This is a genomic window from Actinomyces haliotis, from assembly GCF_015355765.1.
Lineage (GTDB): Bacteria > Actinomycetota > Actinomycetes > Actinomycetales > Actinomycetaceae > Actinomyces > Actinomyces haliotis.
Window position 1 is genome coordinate 58,038 of sequence record NZ_JACWNA010000006.1, and the last position, 16,457, is coordinate 74,494.

Sequence of the window (16,457 nt, forward strand, 5' to 3'; positions counted from 1 at the left end):
GTCATGGCGGTGGGTGCGTGGCTGCCCCCCCGGAGCGGCGGGAGCCACGCTCCGGTTACGGACCACCGAGCGCGGTCTGGACCACCTGGGACGACGTCGTGGGTGGTCCAGATTGAGCGAGGTGGTCCAGACGCGGGCTGGTGGTCTAAAGAGGTCGGGCGGGAGGGGCGGCTGCCGGCCGCGCCCCCGACCGACCTCGGCGAGGGAAGTGCGCCGCGGACGTGGGCCGGGGCGCGTTCGTGTCGGACCGTGCGGTCATACTGGCGCCGTGACTGAGGGGATCGAGCGGCGCGACGGGGCCGACCAGCCGGCGGACTTCGCACCCGCGACGAGGGCCTGGTTCTCGCGCGCCTTCTCCGGCCCCACCACGGTCCAGACCCGTGCCTGGGAGGTTATTGGTCGCGGCGAGAACGCGCTCGTCATCGCGCCGACGGGCTCTGGCAAGACCCTCGCGGCCTTCCTCTCCGCGATCGACCGGCTCGGGCGTGGAGGGACGGCGTCCGGCGGTGCGGCCGGGGCCGATGACGCCGCACCGTCCGCTGGTGCCTCCGGATCCGGGTCTGGTCGCAAGAAGGGCCCGGCGCGCGGAGTCCGCGTCCTCTACGTCTCCCCGCTCAAGGCCCTCGGCGCCGACGTCGAGCGCAACCTCCGCCGTCCGCTCGCCGGAATCGCCGAGGCCGCCGCCGAGCTCGGCGAGCGCTGGGCCCCGGTCAGCGTCGGCGTCCGCTCCGGGGACACTCCCGCGCGCGAGCGCCGCCGCCTCGCCGCCCACCCGCCGGAGGTCCTCATCACGACACCCGAGTCGCTCTACCTCATGCTCACCAGCAAGGCACGGGAGAGCCTGCGCACCGTCGAGACCGTCATCGTCGACGAGATCCACTCCTTCGCCGGGGAGAAGCGCGGCACGCACCTCGCCCTCTCCCTCGAGCGCCTCGACGACCTGCTCGCCAGTCCCGCGCAGCGCGTCGGCCTGTCCGCCACCGTCTCGCCGCGCGAGGAGATCGCCCGCTTCCTCGGTGGCACGCACCCCGTCACGATCGTCGCCGACGACGCTCGGACCCTGCCCGAGCTGCGCGTCGCCGTCCCCGTGGACGACATGGCCCACGTCCCCGCCACCGAGGACCGCCGCACCCGCATGGACCGGGCGCTCGCGGCTCCCGTCCGGCAGGGACGCTCCCGCGACGTCGCGCCCGCACGCCCAGGGCGCGGCGACGGCGCGAGCGCGTGGCGCTCCGACAAGGCGCTGAGGCGGCACATGGCCGGCGGCGGAGGTGCTGCAGGTGCGGGACGCGCGGCGGGCGCCGTGGCCGGGCGGGCCGCCGCTGCCTCCCACGTGACCGCGTCGATCTGGCCGCACATCGAGGAGGCCGTCCTCGACGAGGTCCTCGCCCACCGCACCACCATCGTCTTCGTCAACTCCCGCGGCGTGTGCGAGCGCCTCACCGCCCACCTCAACGAGGCCTACGCGATCCGCCTCGCCCAGGCCGCCCGGCCCCTCGACGTCGACGGCGGGGCTGGGGCTGACGGCGCTGGCCCCGCGTTTCCGCCGTCGGCCGAAGGCCCGGCGCTGCCCGCCTTGGCCGGCGGACCCGCGTTTCCGCCGTCGGCCGGCGGCTCCGCCGAGGACCCCTGGGCGGTCGACCCCGCCCTCCACCGCGAGTCCTGGGAGATGGGGGACAACGCCCACGCACAGGCCCTCCCGCCCGAGGCCCCCGTCATCGCCCGCGCCCACCACGGCTCCGTCTCCAAGGAGCAGCGTCTCGAGGTCGAGCGGCTCCTCAAGGCCGGGGAGCTGCGCTGCGTCGTCGCCACCGCCTCCCTCGAGCTCGGCATCGACATGGGCTCCGTCGACCTCGTCCTCCAGGTCGCCCCGCCGCCGTCAGTCGCCTCCGCCCTCCAGCGCGTCGGCCGCGCCGACCACCGCGTGGGAGGCCGCCCCACCGGCACCCTCTACCCGGTCCAGCGCACCCAGCTCGTCGACGCTGCCGTGGTCTGCGAGGGCGTGCGGGCCGGCCGCATCGAGGAGACTGTCCTCGTCACCAACGCCCTCGACGTCCTCGCGCAGCAGACGGTCGCCGCAGCGTCCATGGGGGACCTCGGCGTCGAGGACTGGTACGCGACCGTCCGTCGCGCCGCCCCCTACCGCGACCTGCCGCGCCGCGCCTACGAGTCCGTCCTCGAGCTCCTCGACGGCGCCTACGCCACCGCCGAGCTCACCGACTTCGCCCCGCGCCTCACCTGGGACCGCGGGTCGGGCACGCTTGCCGCACGTCCCGGCGCCCAGCGCCTCGCCGTCGGAGCCTCCGGCACCATCCCCGACCGCGGTATGTTCCCCGTCGTCCTGCCGGAGGGCGAGGCCGACGCCGGGCGCCGCCGAGTCGGCGAGCTCGACGAGGAGATGGTCAACGAGACCGCCGTCGGCGACGTCATCACGCTCGGCACCTCCTCGTGGCGGGTCCGCGAGATCACGGGGGACCGCGTCATCGTCGACGCCGCCCCGGGCCGCTCCTCGCGCCTGCCCTTCTGGCACGGCGAGGGCCCCGGGCGGCCCGCCGCGACCGGCGCCGCCAAGGGCGCCTTCCTGCGGGAGGTCTCCGCGGACCTGCCGGAGCTGCAGGCTGTACCCAGTCCGGGCGGCGAGGAGGTCCCTGGACCGCTGACCGACCGTCTCACCGAGGACGGCCTCGACGCCGCCGCCCGCCGTAACCTCACCGCCCTCCTGCGCGAGCAGCGCGCCGCCACCGGAGTCGTGCCGAGCGACCGCACCCTCGTCCTCGAGCGCACCCAGGACGAGGACGGCTCGTGGCGACTCATCCTCCACAGCCCCTGGGGCCGGCGCGTCCACGAGCCCTGGGCCATGGCCATCCGCGAGCGGGCCCGGACGCTGCTCGGCATCGAGCCCCAGATGGTGGTCGCCGACGACGGGATCGTCCTGCAGCTCCCCATGACCGAGGAAACCCCGCCCGGGCTCGAGCTCGTCGTCCTCGACGGCGACGAGGTCACCCGCCTCGTGACCGCGAGGATCGGGGAGACGGCGCTCTTCGCCGCGCGCTTCCGCGAGTGCGCCGCCCGCGCGCTCCTCATGCCCGCCGCACAGCCCGGCCGCCGCACGCCGCTCTGGCTCCAGCGGCTCAAGGCCGGCCAGCTCCTCGAGGCATCGCGTCAGCTCGAGTCCTTCCCGGTCTCCGTGGAGGCCGCCCGCGAGTGCCTCCAGGACGTGTACGACCTGCCCGTCCTCGCCGCGCTGCTGCGTCGGATCGCGGCGGGGGAGGTGCGCGTCGTCGACGTCACCACCGAGTCACCGTCCCCCTTCGCCGGGCCCCTCGTCTTCGGCTACACCGCGTCGCTGCTCTACCAGGGGGACCTGCCGCACGCCGAGCGCACCGCCCACCTCCTTTCGCTCGACCCCGACGTCCTCGCCGAGCTCATGGGAGACGACGGCGTCGCCGGGCTCCTCGACGACGACGTCCTCGCCCAGGTGGAGGCCGAGCTGCAGCGCCTCGCGCCGGAGCGTCGGGCACGGGCGGACGGTGAGGGCGTGGCCGACCTGCTGCGCGAGCTCGGCCCGCTCAGCGTCGAGGAGGTCGTCGAGCGGTGCGCGGCGGACGGCGAGGAGGACGCCGCGGCCGCGCTCGACGAGCTCGCTGCGCACCACCGGGCCCTGCAGGTCAACGTCGGCGGCACGCAGCGGTGGGCGCGCGTCGAGGACGCCCCCGACCTCCACGAGGGTCTCGGCACCGCCGTCCCCGACTGGGCCCTGGAGCGCGACGCCGGCACCGTCCTCCGCGTCCGTGAGGGTGCCCGGTCCCCGCTCGGCAGCCTCGTCCTGCGCCTTGTCCGCTCCCACGCCGGTCTCACCGCTGGCGACGTCGCCGACCGTCTCGGCCTCGGCATGGCCACCGCCCGCGAGACCCTCGTGAGGCTCGCCGACGACGATGACGTCCTGCGCCTCGGCGGGCAGAGCGAGCGCTGGATGGCGCCCGCCGTCCTGCGGCGCGTCCGCAACCGCTCCCTCGCCCGTGCGCGCTCGGCGATCGAGCCCGTCCCGGCCGAGACCCTGCAGGCCCTCGTGCTGGAGCGGGCCGGTCTCGACGAGCCGCGGTCGGGTGCCGAGGGCCTGGCCGAGGTGCTCGCCGAGCTCGAGGGCGTCTGGCTCCCCGCCCCGCTCTGGGAGGAGGTCGTCCTGCCCGCGCGGGTCGACGGCTACCGGCCCGCCATGCTCGACGAGCTCCTCGCCTCCGGCGACGTGCTGTGGGTGGGGCGCAGCCGGCGGGAGGACACAGACGGGGCCCCGGAGGCTGCGGCGTCGACGTCGGGTCCAGCCGGGAGGCCAGCGGCCTCAGCCGGAGCCGCAGGGACCGGTTCGGGATCGCCCGCCGCCCCCGACGAGATCGCCTTCCTCCCCTCCGACTCGCCCTTCGCTCCCCTCGACGCGGGCCCCGCGGACACGACCGACCCGAACGCCCTGTGGGACCTCGCCCTCGACGGCGGCGCGACCGCCGCCTCCTTCGAGCCCGTCCGCCGTGCCCTGCACCCGACGTCGCGCGTCACCGCCCAGCCCGCGCGCCGCGTCCGCTCGCGGCGTGGGCGGAGCCGATACGGCTCGCTCACCGGGGGCCGCTCCCTCGCCTCGGCGCTCCGTGACGAGGCAGCGCGGGCAGGCCAGAGCGAGTCGGCGCGAGGCGGCCGGGACGTGACGGCGCTGGGAGGCACGGCGGGCTCTGCCGTCGTCGCAACGGCGTCGGTCACCGCGCCCCTCACGGGCTCAGCCCCCGGCTGGCGCCGCCTCGAGCCCTCCGACGTCACCCCCGAGGAGGACGCCCTCGCCCTCGTCGAGTCCCTCCTCGAGCGTTACGCCGTCGTCTCCCGCGAGGTCGCCCTGGCGGCCGGGGTCCCCGGCGGCCTCGGTCCGCTCGTCCCCGTGCTTCGACGCATGGAGGACACCGGTCTGCTCCTGCGCGGCCGCTTCGTCGCCGGTCTCGGTCCCTCACAGGTGGCCGAGCGGGAGACCGTCGACCTTCTGCGCGAGCGCCCGAACCGCTCCGCCGGCGTCGCCCTCGCCGCGGGTTCGCGCCCCGTCGTCGTCGACCTCAAGGACCCCGCCTGCCTGGTCGGGCGCGCCGTCCCGTGGCCTGAGCCCGCCCTGCCCGAGGGGATCAGCGACCGCGAGCGCGAGGACACTGGCGCGCCCGCACGCCGCCAGGGAGCCTCCGTCGTCCTGCTCGAGGGCCGACCGGTCCTCCACGCCACCGAGAGGCTGCGCGCCCTCACGTCCTACACCGCCGACCGCGCCGTCCTCGAGGCCGCGCTCACGGCACTCGTCCAGCACGAGCGTGAGCTCATGGGACGCGAGGAGCGCCCGCCCAGGCGCGTCGTCGAGAACCTGGGCGGCGTGCCCGCCCTCGACCGCGGGGTTTCCGCGCTGCTCGCCCAGGCCGGCCTCGAGCGCGAGCCCCGCGGCATGGTGCTCCGGCCCGACCCCTACGGCCGCCGCTGAGACGGGTCATCCCGCCCCAGGTCCCGGCGCGCATCATGGCGCCGTGCCCGCTCTCGCCGACCTCAACCCGATCGACCAGCTCCGCGCCGGCCGGCTTCCGCGCCGCCTCGTCCAGCTCGTGGCCGGCCTGTGGCTCTTCGGTGCTTCCGAGGCGCTTATGGTCGCCACGCGCCTTGGCAACGCACCGTGGGACGTCTTCCACCAGGGCGTCGCGCTCCACACCGGCGTCAGCATGGGAACGGTCGTCATCCTCACCGGCGTCGTCGTCCTGCTCCTGTGGATCCCGCTGCGCCAGTGGCCGGGCCTCGGAACCGTCGCCAACACCGTGCTGATCGGGATCGCGCTCGACGCGACCCTCGCCCTCCTGCCGCCCGTCCACGGCCTCGGGGCGCGCGGTGGGCTGCTCGCCACCGGGATCGTCCTCAACGGGCTCGCGGGCGGCCTCTACATCGGCAGCCAGCTCGGCCCCGGACCGCGCGACGGCCTCATGACGGGGCTCAACCTCCGCACCGGCGTCTCCCTGCGGCTGGCGCGGACCAGCGTCGAGGTGCTCGTCCTCGTCGTCGGGTGGCTGCTCGGCGGCACGCTCGGGATCGGCACCGTGCTCTACGCGCTCCTCATCGGGCCGCTCACACAGGCCTTCCTCGGCCCGTGCGTCGTGCCGCTGTCCACGAAGGCCGCCCCCACAGTTGCGCCCGTCCGGGGTGACGACCCGTTCTGAGGCCGACGCGCCGGAGGATGGTGCCCTCAGCGGGTCAGAGCTTCTGCGTCGCGCGCCGGCAATGCTCTGACCTGCACAGACATTCTCTGGCACAAGGTCGCGGGCGGCTCTGACCCGCTCGGGGCACCAGAATGACCGATATGGCAGACCCGCACCCGATCACCGGACAGCTCTTCGAGTCCCCGGTCCCGCCCGGCACCGGCTGGCCCGGCGACCCCGCGACGGCCAGTACCCCGGTGGCGCGCACCCCGGCCGGCGTCGCCCGGCTCGCCCGCACCCGCGACCTCGCCGAGCTCGACGCCCGGATCAGCGTGTGCCGCGCCTGCCCGCGTCTCGTCTCCTGGCGCGAGGAGGTCGCCACGACCGGACGCCGCGCCGCCTTCGCCGACCAGCCCTACTGGGGACGTCCCGCCTTCTCCCTCGGTCCCGCGGACGCCCCGATCTACCTCATGGGACTCGCGCCCGCCGCCAACGGCTCCAACCGCACCGGGCGCGTCTTCACCGGTGACAGGTCCTCCGACTGGCTGTGGGCCGGGCTCCACCGAGCCGGCCTCGCCAGCCGCGGCACCTCCGAGGCTGCCGGCGACGGCACCGCCCCGATCAACGTCCGCATCGGCGGGGCCGTGCGCTGCGCCCCGCCCGGCAACCAGCCGTCCACGGCGGAGAAGACGACCTGCCGCCCGTGGATCACCCGCGAGCTCGAGCTCCTCCCGGACCTGCGCGTCATCCTCGCCCTCGGCGGCATCGCGTGGACCACGGCCCTCCAGGTGGCGCGCGCCTCCGGCTGGACCGTGCCCCGCCCCGCGCCGCGCTTCGGGCACGGCGCCGAGGCGATGCTCGCGCGCCCGGACGGCACCCCGGTGACGCTGCTCGGCAGCTACCACACGAGTCAGTACAACACCTCGACCGGCGTCATGACCGTCGAGATGCTCGACTCCGTCCTCGCCCGGGCCAAGGAGCTCGCCGGGCTCGGCTGAGGGACGGGAGGCTGTCCACCAGGACGCGGCAGAGGGTGGCACACGAGCCGAAACGGATGCCGCCCCGGCCTGAGACGGCGGAATGGTGCGGGAATCGTCTGGCAGCCACTCCGCTGCGCGAGTCCTGACGCTCCCGCATGGACAGCATCGCGAGCTCGTCCTCAGGCCTCGGCACCGCCGTCGAGGATCTCGTGGACGTCCGGGAGGCGCGGTGCGGCGGTGGCGCGCCGGATCGGCGTCATGGCGATCAGGCCGATGGCGAGCGCCGTCGCGGCGAAGCCTGCGAGCGTGAGGAACCCTCCGTGGGAGCCCATGACGTCGACCATCCGCCCGGTCACGAGGTTCGACAGCGCCATGCCGATGACGAACATGGCTCCGAGCATCGCCATCGCCTCCGTGAAGCGGGACGCCGGCGTCATGCGGATGAGGAGCTGGTTGACGTTCACGACGGTCGGTGCCTGCGCGAGCCCCGCGACGAAGAGGACCGCGGCGGCGGTGACGAGGTGGTGCGTGAGGAGCAGCATCGAGGAGCCGACCGTCACGATGACCATGCCGACGTAGAAGCGCAGCCACAGCGGGCTCGTCCACGTCCGTGCGCCGTAGCCGATCGCCCCGAGCATGGAGGCGCCGGAGAACGCGGCGATGACTAAGCCGGCGTTCCCGGGCAGGCCGAGCTCCGTGGCCAGGGCGACGACGGAGACGTTCGTCGAGGCGACGAAGGCGCCGTAGGCGATCTGGATCGCGAGGAGCGACACGAAACCGAGGGTGAGGAGGGGCTCCTTCGTGCGCGGCTCGGCGGCCAGCCCCGGGAGGGAGACGTCATCCGGCGCGACGGCGGCGGCGGCCGGGGCCTGGCCGGGCGGCCGCCGCGGCTCCCGCCGCCTGGGAGGCGGCCCGACGACGCGCCCGTCTCTCAGCGCGACGGCGCCGCCTGGGGCTCTCGGCGGGCCCGGCGGCGGGCGGCTCGATCGAGCCGTCGAGGAGGAATCCCCAGGCGGCGACGAGGATCGTGACGATGGCAGCGACCATCGGCGAGAGCATGGCGACGCTCGTGGCGAGGACGGTCCCGAGCGGGTTGCCGATGACCCACATCATCTCCTCGAGCGTGCTCGTCAGCGACAGGGCGGAGTTGAGAGAGCCCGGTCGATCGCGCAGCACGTAGGTCCACCGGCCGCGGACCATCGAGGAGTACGGCACGCTCGTGCCCAGCAGGACGGCGCCGACGACCATGATCCAGGGCGCCCAGTGCAGCCGCATCGCGGCGGACATGAAGATGATGGAGAAGATCCAGAACGCGGACAGCGGCAGGCCGACGCGACGCTGCCCGTGGCTGTCGATGAGTCGTCCGACGACGGGCCCGGTGAGCGCGGAGGTGACGGCCATGACGGCGGAGACGACGCCGGCCAGCGTGTAGGAGCCGTAGCCGTCGCGGATCCCGACGAGCAGGCCCATGCCGAGCAGCGGGTAGGGGAACTGCCCGATGACGCCGGTGACGGCGGACCGGGCCGCGTGCGGGATCCGCAGCAGGGACGCGTAGACACCGAGGCCGCTGTCCGCCACGAGGACTCCTCGTCGAGGTCGGGGAAGGGGTGGCACCACCGTAACCAACCGATCAGTGATATGGAATGGTCCCGGTGGGTGGTGCGCCGCACCCCGGGGCGTCGCTCAGGTGAGCGCGGGCTCGGGCTCCTCGGCCCCGGCCTGGCCGGGGCCGTCCTGCCCGCGTCGGACCGCCTCAAGCATGAGGGTCGCGACGTCGGCGACCCGCACGTCCGCGCCCTCGGAGGCGACGCCGTCGGAGAGCATCGTCGTGCAGAAGGGGCAGGCGGTCGCGATGACCTGCGCGCCGGTCCCGATTGCCTCGCGGGAGCGCTCGACGGCGATGCGCGTCCCGATCGACTCCTCCATGAAGGCGCGCGCCCCGCCGCCGCCGCAGCAGAAGGCCCGCTCGTGGTTGCGGGGCATCTCGACGGCGTCGGCGCCGGTGGCCTCGATGAGCTCGCGCGGCGCGTTGTAGACCTGGTTGTGGCGGCCCAGGTAGCAGGCGTCGTGGTAGGTGACCTGCGGAAGCTCGGGCCGCTGCTCCGCGGCGACGGGCTTGAGCCTGCCCTCGCGGACGAGGCGGCTCAGCAGCTGCGTGTAGTGGATGACCTCGTAGTGGCCGCCGGTCTGCGGGTACTCGCGGGCGAGCGTGTTGAAGCAGTGCGCGCAGGACACGACGATCCGCTGGACCCTCGCCTCGTTGAGGGTCTCGACGTTCTGCCCGGCGAGCATCTGAAAGAGGATCTCGTTGCCGGCGCGGCGGGCCGGGTCGCCCGTGCAGGACTCGGCGTCCCCGAGCACCGCGAAGGACACCCCGGCCACGTGCAGGAGCTCGGCGACGGCGCGCGTCGTCTTCTTCGCGCGGTCCTCGTAGGCGCCGGCGCAGCCGACCCAGAACAGGTAGTCGACCTCTGAGGCGTCCTCGACGTCGACGCCGATGACGGGCACCTCGAAGTCGAGGCCCTTCGCCCAGTCCATGCGCTTGCGCGGCGCGAGGCCCCACGGGTTCCCCTTGGACTCCATCTTGCGGAACATCTGCCCGAGCTCCTTGGGGAACGCGGACTCCATGAGGACCTGCTGACGGCGGACGTCGACGATGTGGTCGACGTGCTCGATGTCCACGGGGCACTGGTCGACGCAGGCGCCGCAGGTCGTGCACGACCACAGGACGTCCGCGGGGATGACGTCGCCGGCCAGCGGCGCGGGGCGGGTGGCGACGCCGGTCTCCGAGGGCGCTGCCTTGGCGGCCAGGAGCGCGCCGAGGACGTCGCCGGTGTGCGCGGTGCCCGTGACGAGCCCGGAGCGGGTGTCGGCGAGGAGGTCGCCGTGGTCGGTGGCCTGGGCGTCCGTGACCTCCTCGGGGGCGATCCCGAGGGTGCCGGCGGCGGCGAGGTACGGGGCGACGGCGCCGTGGTGGTCTCGCACCGCCTCGACGAAGAGCTTGGGGGACAAGGGCTTGCCGGTGTTCCACGCGGGGCAGAGGTCCTGGCAGCGGCCGCACTCGGTGCAGGTGGAGAAGTCGAGCAGGCCCTTCCACGAGAAGTCCTGGACGCGTCCGATGCCGAGCGTCACCTCGCGCTCCTCCTCGTCGGCCTTCTCCATGGCGGCGTCGAGGTCGTCCATGGTCGCGGCCGTGAGGGCGACGGGGGCGCCGTCGGCACCCTCGAACTCGAGCGGCAGGAGCGGGCCGAGGGCCTTCGCCCCGGTGCGGGCTGCGGGCACGTTCTCCCTGAGGCGCTCGGCGACGGCGGCCGGCTCCTCGCCGGTGCACCGCGCGATGGTGGCCGGGTCCGCCGTCGTCCCCGCCATGTCGCGGCGGGCGTAGACGTTGACGATGGCGAGGAAGCGGTGCCAGGCCACCCCCATCGAGGGCTGCAGGCCGACCACCATCATCCAGGTCATCGAGATGACGATCTTGAGCGTCGCGATGACGTAGACGGCGCCGGTGATCGCGCCCGCGGACAGGTGCGTGAGGGCCGGACCGGTCCAGGCGGTGAGCGGGAACTGCGTCCACGTGCCGAGCGGGTCGCCGGCCTTGACGAGGGCGGCGTGCTCGAGCATGCGCAGGGCCAGGACGCAGAGGACGACGCCAAGGATGACGGCCTCGACGAAGCGGGCCTGGGCGTTCGTGGAGCCAGCGAAGCGGGAGGAGCGGGTGCGCGTGCCGCCCTCGCTCGTCGCGTCGAAGGGCGGCTCGGTCGCGCCGTCGCGGCGGTTGCGGGTGCGCACGGCGATGAGGCCGATGATCCCTGCGGTCGAGGTCCAGGCGATTCCCTCGACGACCCACGCCCACCAGGCCTGGTGCCCGAGCCACGGGAGCTGGTAGCCGGAGCCGGAGAGGACCTGCCCGTAGCCGGTGACGAGAGTGAGGAAGAGGAGCGGGAAGCTCACCATGACGAGCCAGTGGGCCACGCGGATCCACGGCCGGTTCCTGAACGCGCTGTGCCCGAGGACCTCGGAGACGAGGAGCCACAGGCGGCGGCCGACGGGGCGGGTGCGCTCGCGGCCCGCGGCTCGTCCGAGGCGCATCCTCGCGACGATCTGGCTACAGGCTCGCGCGAAGAGACCGACGCCGATGAGGGTGACGGCGACGACGATGACGGTGCACACGAGCTTGAGGACTTGCAGGGACGTCATGCCGGAAGCCTAGCCGTGTGCCGCGACGGCCCTCTCCCGGGTGCCGCGCCGCGAACCTGACCTGTGGTCCCCGCCAGCTGGTGACGTCGCCCCTGAGACCCGCAGCAAGGGCGTGGGTCTCAGGGGCGACGGGGCGAGGTCGGCGCCTCGGGGGCGCTGCGCGATCGCCTGGGGGCGCTGCGCGCGAGCGCGAGCGAGGGGCTGCTCAGCCCTTCACCTCGAGCTTCTTGTCCTCGAGCGGGTTCTCGATCTCGCGGCCTCCGTACCACTTCGCTGCCTGACGCAGCGTGAGCTGGCGGGTCAACGTCATGGCGGCGCCGGAGATGACCGCGAAGGCGATGACCTCGGCGAGCTGGTACGTGAGGAGCTGCTCCTCCTGCTCCGGGGCCTCGTGGCCCGTGACGAGCTTCCAGCCGATCTTGACGGCCTTCTCGGCGACGACGCCGGACACGAGGGTGGTGATGGCCGAGGTGGCCTTCCAACCGAGGTCTGCCATGGTGTGCTCCGTTCCTTCGGTGCGCGGCGGGGCCGCGAGGGGGCGACGGCGTGCGCGCCGCGGGATGCGACGGTGCCGTTCCGTACAGGCACATCCTGCCCCACCGGCGCGGATACCGCGACGGCGCCGCTCCCGGACGCCCCAGCTACACTGGCCTCACCACGACAGGGGAGCGCCCCACCGGACCCCGCGGGACGGGCGCTGAGAGTGCGGGAGACCGCAGACCCTCGAACCTGCTCCGGCTCGTACCGGCGAAGGAAGTCGAGCTTCTCCCCGCGCGTCCGCCGCCCCGCGGGCGCCCGGGCCCTCCTGACCACGTCTAGGAGGATCGGATGTCCACCACCATCACCCGCCGCTCGATGCTCGCCGGCTCCGCCGCCACCGCCGTCGGCCTCGCGCTCGCGGCCTGCGGCTCCGGATCGTCGAGCTCATCGTCGGGCGCCTCGGCGAGCCCGTCCGGCACCGTCACCCTCGTCACCCACGACTCCTTCAACCTCCCCAAGGAGATCGAGTCCCAGTTCCAGGCGGACACGGGCTGCTCGCTCACCGTCGTGACCATGGGCGACGGCGGCGAGCTCGTCAACAAGCTCGTCCTCACCAAGGACGCCCCCCAGGGCGACGTCGTCTTCGGCGTCGACAACTCCTTCGCCTCCCGCGTCCTGTCCGAGGGCGTCATCGACACCTCCCAGACCGTCAGCCTGCCCAAGGGCGCCGACCAGTACCTCGTCGACGGCGAGAAGGCCCTCGCCCCCATCGACTTCGGCGAGGTCTGCGTCAACGTCGACTCCGACTGGTTCAGCAAGAAGGGCCTGGCCGCCCCGACCTCCTTCGAGGACCTCATCAAGTCCGACTACAAGGACCTCTTCGTCGCCATCAACCCCTCGACCTCCTCGACGGGTCTCGCCTTCCTCCTGGCCACGATCGGCCACTTCGGCGAGGACGGCTTCGCGGACTACTGGAAGAAGCTCGTCGCCAACGGCACGAAGATCGACTCCGGCTGGACCGACGCCTACGAGACGGACTTCTCCGCGGGCGAGGGCAAGGGCGCCTACCCGATCGTCGTCTCGTACTCCTCCTCCCCGGCCTCCACGGTCTCCTCGGACGGCAAGAGCTCGTCGACGGCGTCCGTGCTGTCCACCGCGACCCGTCAGGTCGAGTACGCGGGCGTCCTCGCCGGCGCCTCGAACCCGGCGGGCGGCAAGGCCTTCGTCGAGTGGATGCTCACGAAGAAGGTCCAGTCCGCCATCCCGGACTCGATGTACATGTACCCGGTCAACCCGGACGCGACCCTCTCCGACGCCATGAAGAAGTTCGGCGCCACGTCCGACGACCCGATCGTCGTCAAGGCGGACGACATCACCAAGAACCGGGAGTCCTGGCTGCAGACCTGGACCGAGGCCGTCGGCAAGTGACGCCGAGGAGGACGGGACGCGGGCGTCCCGACCTCGAGGTCACGACGTCCCGATCTCTTGGCCAGGAGGTCCCGATCTCGCGGGGGGCTCGCCGGGCGTCGGGGACGCGCGGGCCGCGGACCGGCTGGGGCGAGTGGATCGGCTGGACGGTCGCCGTCGCCGTCCCGCTCGTCTTCCTCGGCCTGCTCTTCGCCTGGCCCGTCCTCACCCTCGTCGGCCGCGGCCTCGCCCCCGACGGCGCCCTCGACCTCTCCGGCTTCGGCGAGGTCCTCACCCGCGCCCGCACCTGGCGGATCATCCGCCAGACCCTCGTCCAGGCGACCCTCGGCACCCTCGGCTGCGTGCTCCTCGGCGTGCCCGGAGCCCTCGTCCTCTACCGCCGACGCTTCCCCGGTCACGACCTCCTGCGCGGCGTCGTCATCGTCCCCTTCGTCCTGCCCAGCGTCGTCGTCGGCGTCGCCTTCCACGCCCTCGTCACCACCGGCGGACCCCTCGGCGCCCTCCACCTCGACGGCACGACGACGACCGTCGTCGCCGCCCTCGTCTTCTTCAACTACGGGCTCGTCGTGCGCACCGTCGGCACCATGTGGTCCCGCCTCGACCCCCGCGCCGTCGAGGCCGCCCGAGCCCTGGGAGCCTCGCCGTGGCGGGCCTTCCGCACCGTCACCCTGCCGAGCCTCATGCCCGCCATCGCCTCGGCCGCCTCCCTGACCTTCCTCTTCTGCGCCACCGCCTACGGCGTCATCCTCGTCCTCGGCGGCACCGGGATCGGCACCATCGAGACCGAGATCTACGTGCTCACCGCCCAGTACCTCGACCTGCGCGGTGCCGCGGTCCTCTCGATCCTCCAGCTCCTCGTCATCGCGGCCGTCCTGTGGGTCGCCGAGCGCGCCCGGGCCGCCAGCCAGGCGAGCCTGCGCCTGCGCCTCGACGTGCCCGCCACCCGGCTGCGCGCCGCCGACCTCCCGGCGCTCCTGCTCACCCTCGCCGTCGTAGTCGGGCTGCTGGTCGGGCCGATCGTCGTCCTCGTGCTGCGCTCGCTGCGGCGAGCGGGGGAGTGGACCCTCGCGAACTACCGCGACCTCGGCACGACGGGTGGCTCGAACGCCCTCATCGTCACGGTGTGGCAGGCCGCCGGGAACTCGCTCAAGGTGGCGCTCGTGGCGGCGGCGATCGCCCTCGCCATCGGCGCGGCCGTCTCCCTCATCGTCTCGCGCCGCCCGCGCGGCCGCTGGGCCCGCCGCGGCGTCGCGCTCCTCGACTCCCTCTTCATGCTGCCGCTGGGCGTCTCCGCGGTCACCGTCGGCTTCGGCTTCCTCATCACCCTCTCGCGCCCGCCCCTGTCCCTGACCCGCTCGTGGTGGATCCTGCCGCTGGCCCAGGCGGTCGTCGCCGTGCCCCTCGTGGCACGTACCCTCCTTCCCGCGCTGCGCGCCATCGACCCACGCCAGCGCGAGGCCGCCGCGGCCCTCGGAGCCGGGCCGGGGCGCGTCCTCGCCACCGTCGACGGGCCCCACCTCCTGCGTGCGGGGGGACTCGCCGCGGGCTTCGCGCTCGCCACGAGCCTCGGCGAGTTCGGCGCCACGAGCTTCCTCGCCCGCCCCCAGGAGCCGACCCTCCCGGTGGTCCTCTACCGCCTCATCGGCTCGCCCGGCGCCCAGAACCAGGGGATGGGCCTGGCCGCCGGCGTCGTCCTCGCGCTCGGCACCGCCGCCATCATGCTGGCCTGCGAGTGGGCGCAGACCGCCTGGCTGCGCTCCGAGGACGACCGTGCCAGGTCCCCTCGTGCCGCCCGGCGCTCCCACCCGGGCCGGCCGCGTGCCGTCGCCCCCGACAGGAAGGCCGCCTCATGAGCACCGCACCCACCGCGTCCTCGTCCGCTCCTGCGCCCACGGTGTCCGCGGCCGCCGACCAGGCCGGCTCCGGCCTCGAGGCCCGCGGCCTCAGCGTGGTCTACCCCGGCACCCGCGGCTCCGGCCCCGTCGCGGCCGTTGACGACGTCGACCTGCGGCTGCGTCGCGGCGAGGTCGTCGCGCTGCTCGGCGCCTCGGGCTCGGGCAAGTCCTCCCTCCTGCGGGCCGTCGTCGGCCTCGAGGACGTCGCGGGCGGCACCCTCACCTGGGACGGCGAGGACGTCGTCCGCGTCCCCGTCCACGAGCGGGGCTTCGGGCTCATGTTCCAGGAGGGTCAGCTCTTCCCCTTCCGCGACGTCGCCGGCAACGTCGCCTACGGCCTGCCGGGACGCCCCCGCGCCGAGCGCGAGCGCACCGTCGCCGAGGTGCTCGAGCTCGTCGGCCTGCCCGGCTACGAGCACCGCGCCGTCACCACCCTCTCCGGCGGGCAGGCGCAGCGCGTCGCCCTGGCCCGGGCACTCGCCCCGAGCCCCCGGCTGCTCCTCCTCGACGAGCCCCTCTCCGCCCTCGACCGCGCCCTGCGCGAGCAGCTCGCCGTCGACCTGCGCCGCATCCTCACGGCCCAGGGCACGACCGCCCTCTACGTCACCCACGACCAGGACGAGGCGATGACGGTCGCGGACCGCGTCGGCGTCATGAGCGCCGGCCGCCTGGTGCGGATCGGCACGCCGGACGAGCTCTGGGCCGACCCCGGCACCCGCGAGGTCGCCGAGTTCCTCGGCTTCGGTCCCGTCCTCACCGCCGACGACGTCGCAGCGCTCGGCTGGTCCGGGCTGCTGACGAAGGAGGGCGGTGAGTCAGGAGGTTCCACGGAGGGGGAGCGGCTGCTCGCCCTCGCCCCGGGCGCGCTGAACGTCCTCGCGTCTGGGGACGCTGCCGCAGCAGCGCCCGACGCCGTCCCCTCGGCCTCGCGCGCCGTCGACCCCGCTGCTCTCACGACCACGGGCCGCGTCACCGCCCTGCGCGTGCGCCGCGGCGAGCGCCAGGCCGAGGTCGCCCTCGATCTCCCGGGCGCCGAGGAGCCCGTCAACGCCGTCGTCGAGCTCAGCGCCGGCGCGGGATCCGGCCCCGCCGTCGGGGACGGGCTGCGCCTCCAGCTCGACCTCGCCCGGACCGCCGTCGTGCGCCCCTGAGCCGGCGCCTATTCCCGCTCGCCGCGCGCTGAGAAGATCGTCTCAGATCACGGGGCGGTCTCGTCCGCCTGGCGAAGCTGCTGCTAGCGTCATCGGAGGTGCACCGCCCGGTGCCCACCACCCAGGGAA

At 74.2% G+C, this 16,457-nt stretch carries 10 protein-coding genes; 6 read left to right on the plus strand and 4 right to left on the minus strand.

Translation table 11 applies throughout. From position 1 onward, the window contains the following. The first annotated feature begins 268 nt into the window (after positions 1–268). The 3 genes from IXW69_RS04690 (at position 269) to IXW69_RS04700 (ending at position 7,195) form a co-directional block, all read left to right on the plus strand. Complete coding sequence (locus IXW69_RS04690; protein ID WP_323745177.1) at positions 269–5,497, plus strand: DEAD/DEAH box helicase; 5,229 nt, start codon at positions 269–271, stop codon at positions 5,495–5,497. Between the two features lie 43 nt (positions 5,498–5,540). After that, complete coding sequence (yczE, locus tag IXW69_RS04695; RefSeq protein WP_194785212.1) at positions 5,541–6,218, plus strand: membrane protein YczE; 678 nt, start codon at positions 5,541–5,543, stop codon at positions 6,216–6,218. 140 nt (positions 6,219–6,358) lie between these two features. Further along, positions 6,359–7,195: a uracil-DNA glycosylase gene (locus tag IXW69_RS04700; protein WP_194785213.1), complete on the plus strand. Its 837-nt coding sequence runs from the start codon at positions 6,359–6,361 to the stop codon at positions 7,193–7,195. 161 nt (positions 7,196–7,356) lie between these two features. Here the strand turns inward: IXW69_RS04700 and IXW69_RS04705 are convergent, their stop codons facing one another. The 4 genes from IXW69_RS04705 to IXW69_RS04720 all read right to left on the minus strand — a co-directional run bounded on the left by IXW69_RS04705 (position 7,357) and on the right by IXW69_RS04720 (position 11,870). Further along, positions 7,357–7,950 (minus strand): MFS transporter, encoded by a 594-nt coding sequence (locus tag IXW69_RS04705; protein ID WP_194785214.1) that lies wholly within the window; start codon positions 7,948–7,950, stop codon positions 7,357–7,359. A 64-nt stretch (positions 7,951–8,014) separates the two neighbouring features. Next, positions 8,015–8,755 (minus strand): MFS transporter, encoded by a 741-nt coding sequence (locus tag IXW69_RS04710; RefSeq protein WP_194785215.1) that lies wholly within the window; start codon positions 8,753–8,755, stop codon positions 8,015–8,017. Between the two features lie 105 nt (positions 8,756–8,860). Further along, the gene (locus tag IXW69_RS04715; RefSeq protein WP_194785216.1) at positions 8,861–11,374 is read right to left on the minus strand and encodes a (Fe-S)-binding protein; all 2,514 of its coding nucleotides are present in this window, start codon (positions 11,372–11,374) and stop codon (positions 8,861–8,863) included. A gap of 205 nt (positions 11,375–11,579) precedes the next feature. Further along, on the minus strand, positions 11,580–11,870 hold the full coding sequence (locus IXW69_RS04720) for a DUF4235 domain-containing protein (RefSeq protein WP_194785217.1): 291 nt from the start codon (positions 11,868–11,870) through the stop codon (positions 11,580–11,582). Positions 11,871–12,202: 332 nt separating this feature from the next. Here IXW69_RS04720 and IXW69_RS04725 point away from each other — a divergent pair, with 332 nt between their 5' ends. Genes IXW69_RS04725 through IXW69_RS04735 form a run of 3 tightly spaced genes read left to right on the plus strand, consistent with a single transcriptional unit; the run spans position 12,203 to position 16,328 of the window. Further along, positions 12,203–13,282: a thiamine ABC transporter substrate-binding protein gene (locus IXW69_RS04725; RefSeq protein WP_194785218.1), complete on the plus strand. Its 1,080-nt coding sequence runs from the start codon at positions 12,203–12,205 to the stop codon at positions 13,280–13,282. Beyond that, positions 13,279–15,135 carry an ABC transporter permease gene (locus IXW69_RS04730; protein WP_194785219.1) on the plus strand — a complete coding sequence of 619 codons (1,857 nt, stop codon included), beginning with the start codon at positions 13,279–13,281 and terminating at the stop codon, positions 15,133–15,135. Before IXW69_RS04725 ends, IXW69_RS04730 begins: the two co-directional genes overlap by 4 nt. Further along, entirely contained in the window at positions 15,132–16,328 is a 1,197-nt protein-coding gene (locus tag IXW69_RS04735; RefSeq protein ID WP_194785220.1) for an ABC transporter ATP-binding protein, read from the plus strand. Before IXW69_RS04730 ends, IXW69_RS04735 begins: the two co-directional genes overlap by 4 nt. Positions 16,329–16,457: the final 129 nt, after the last annotated feature.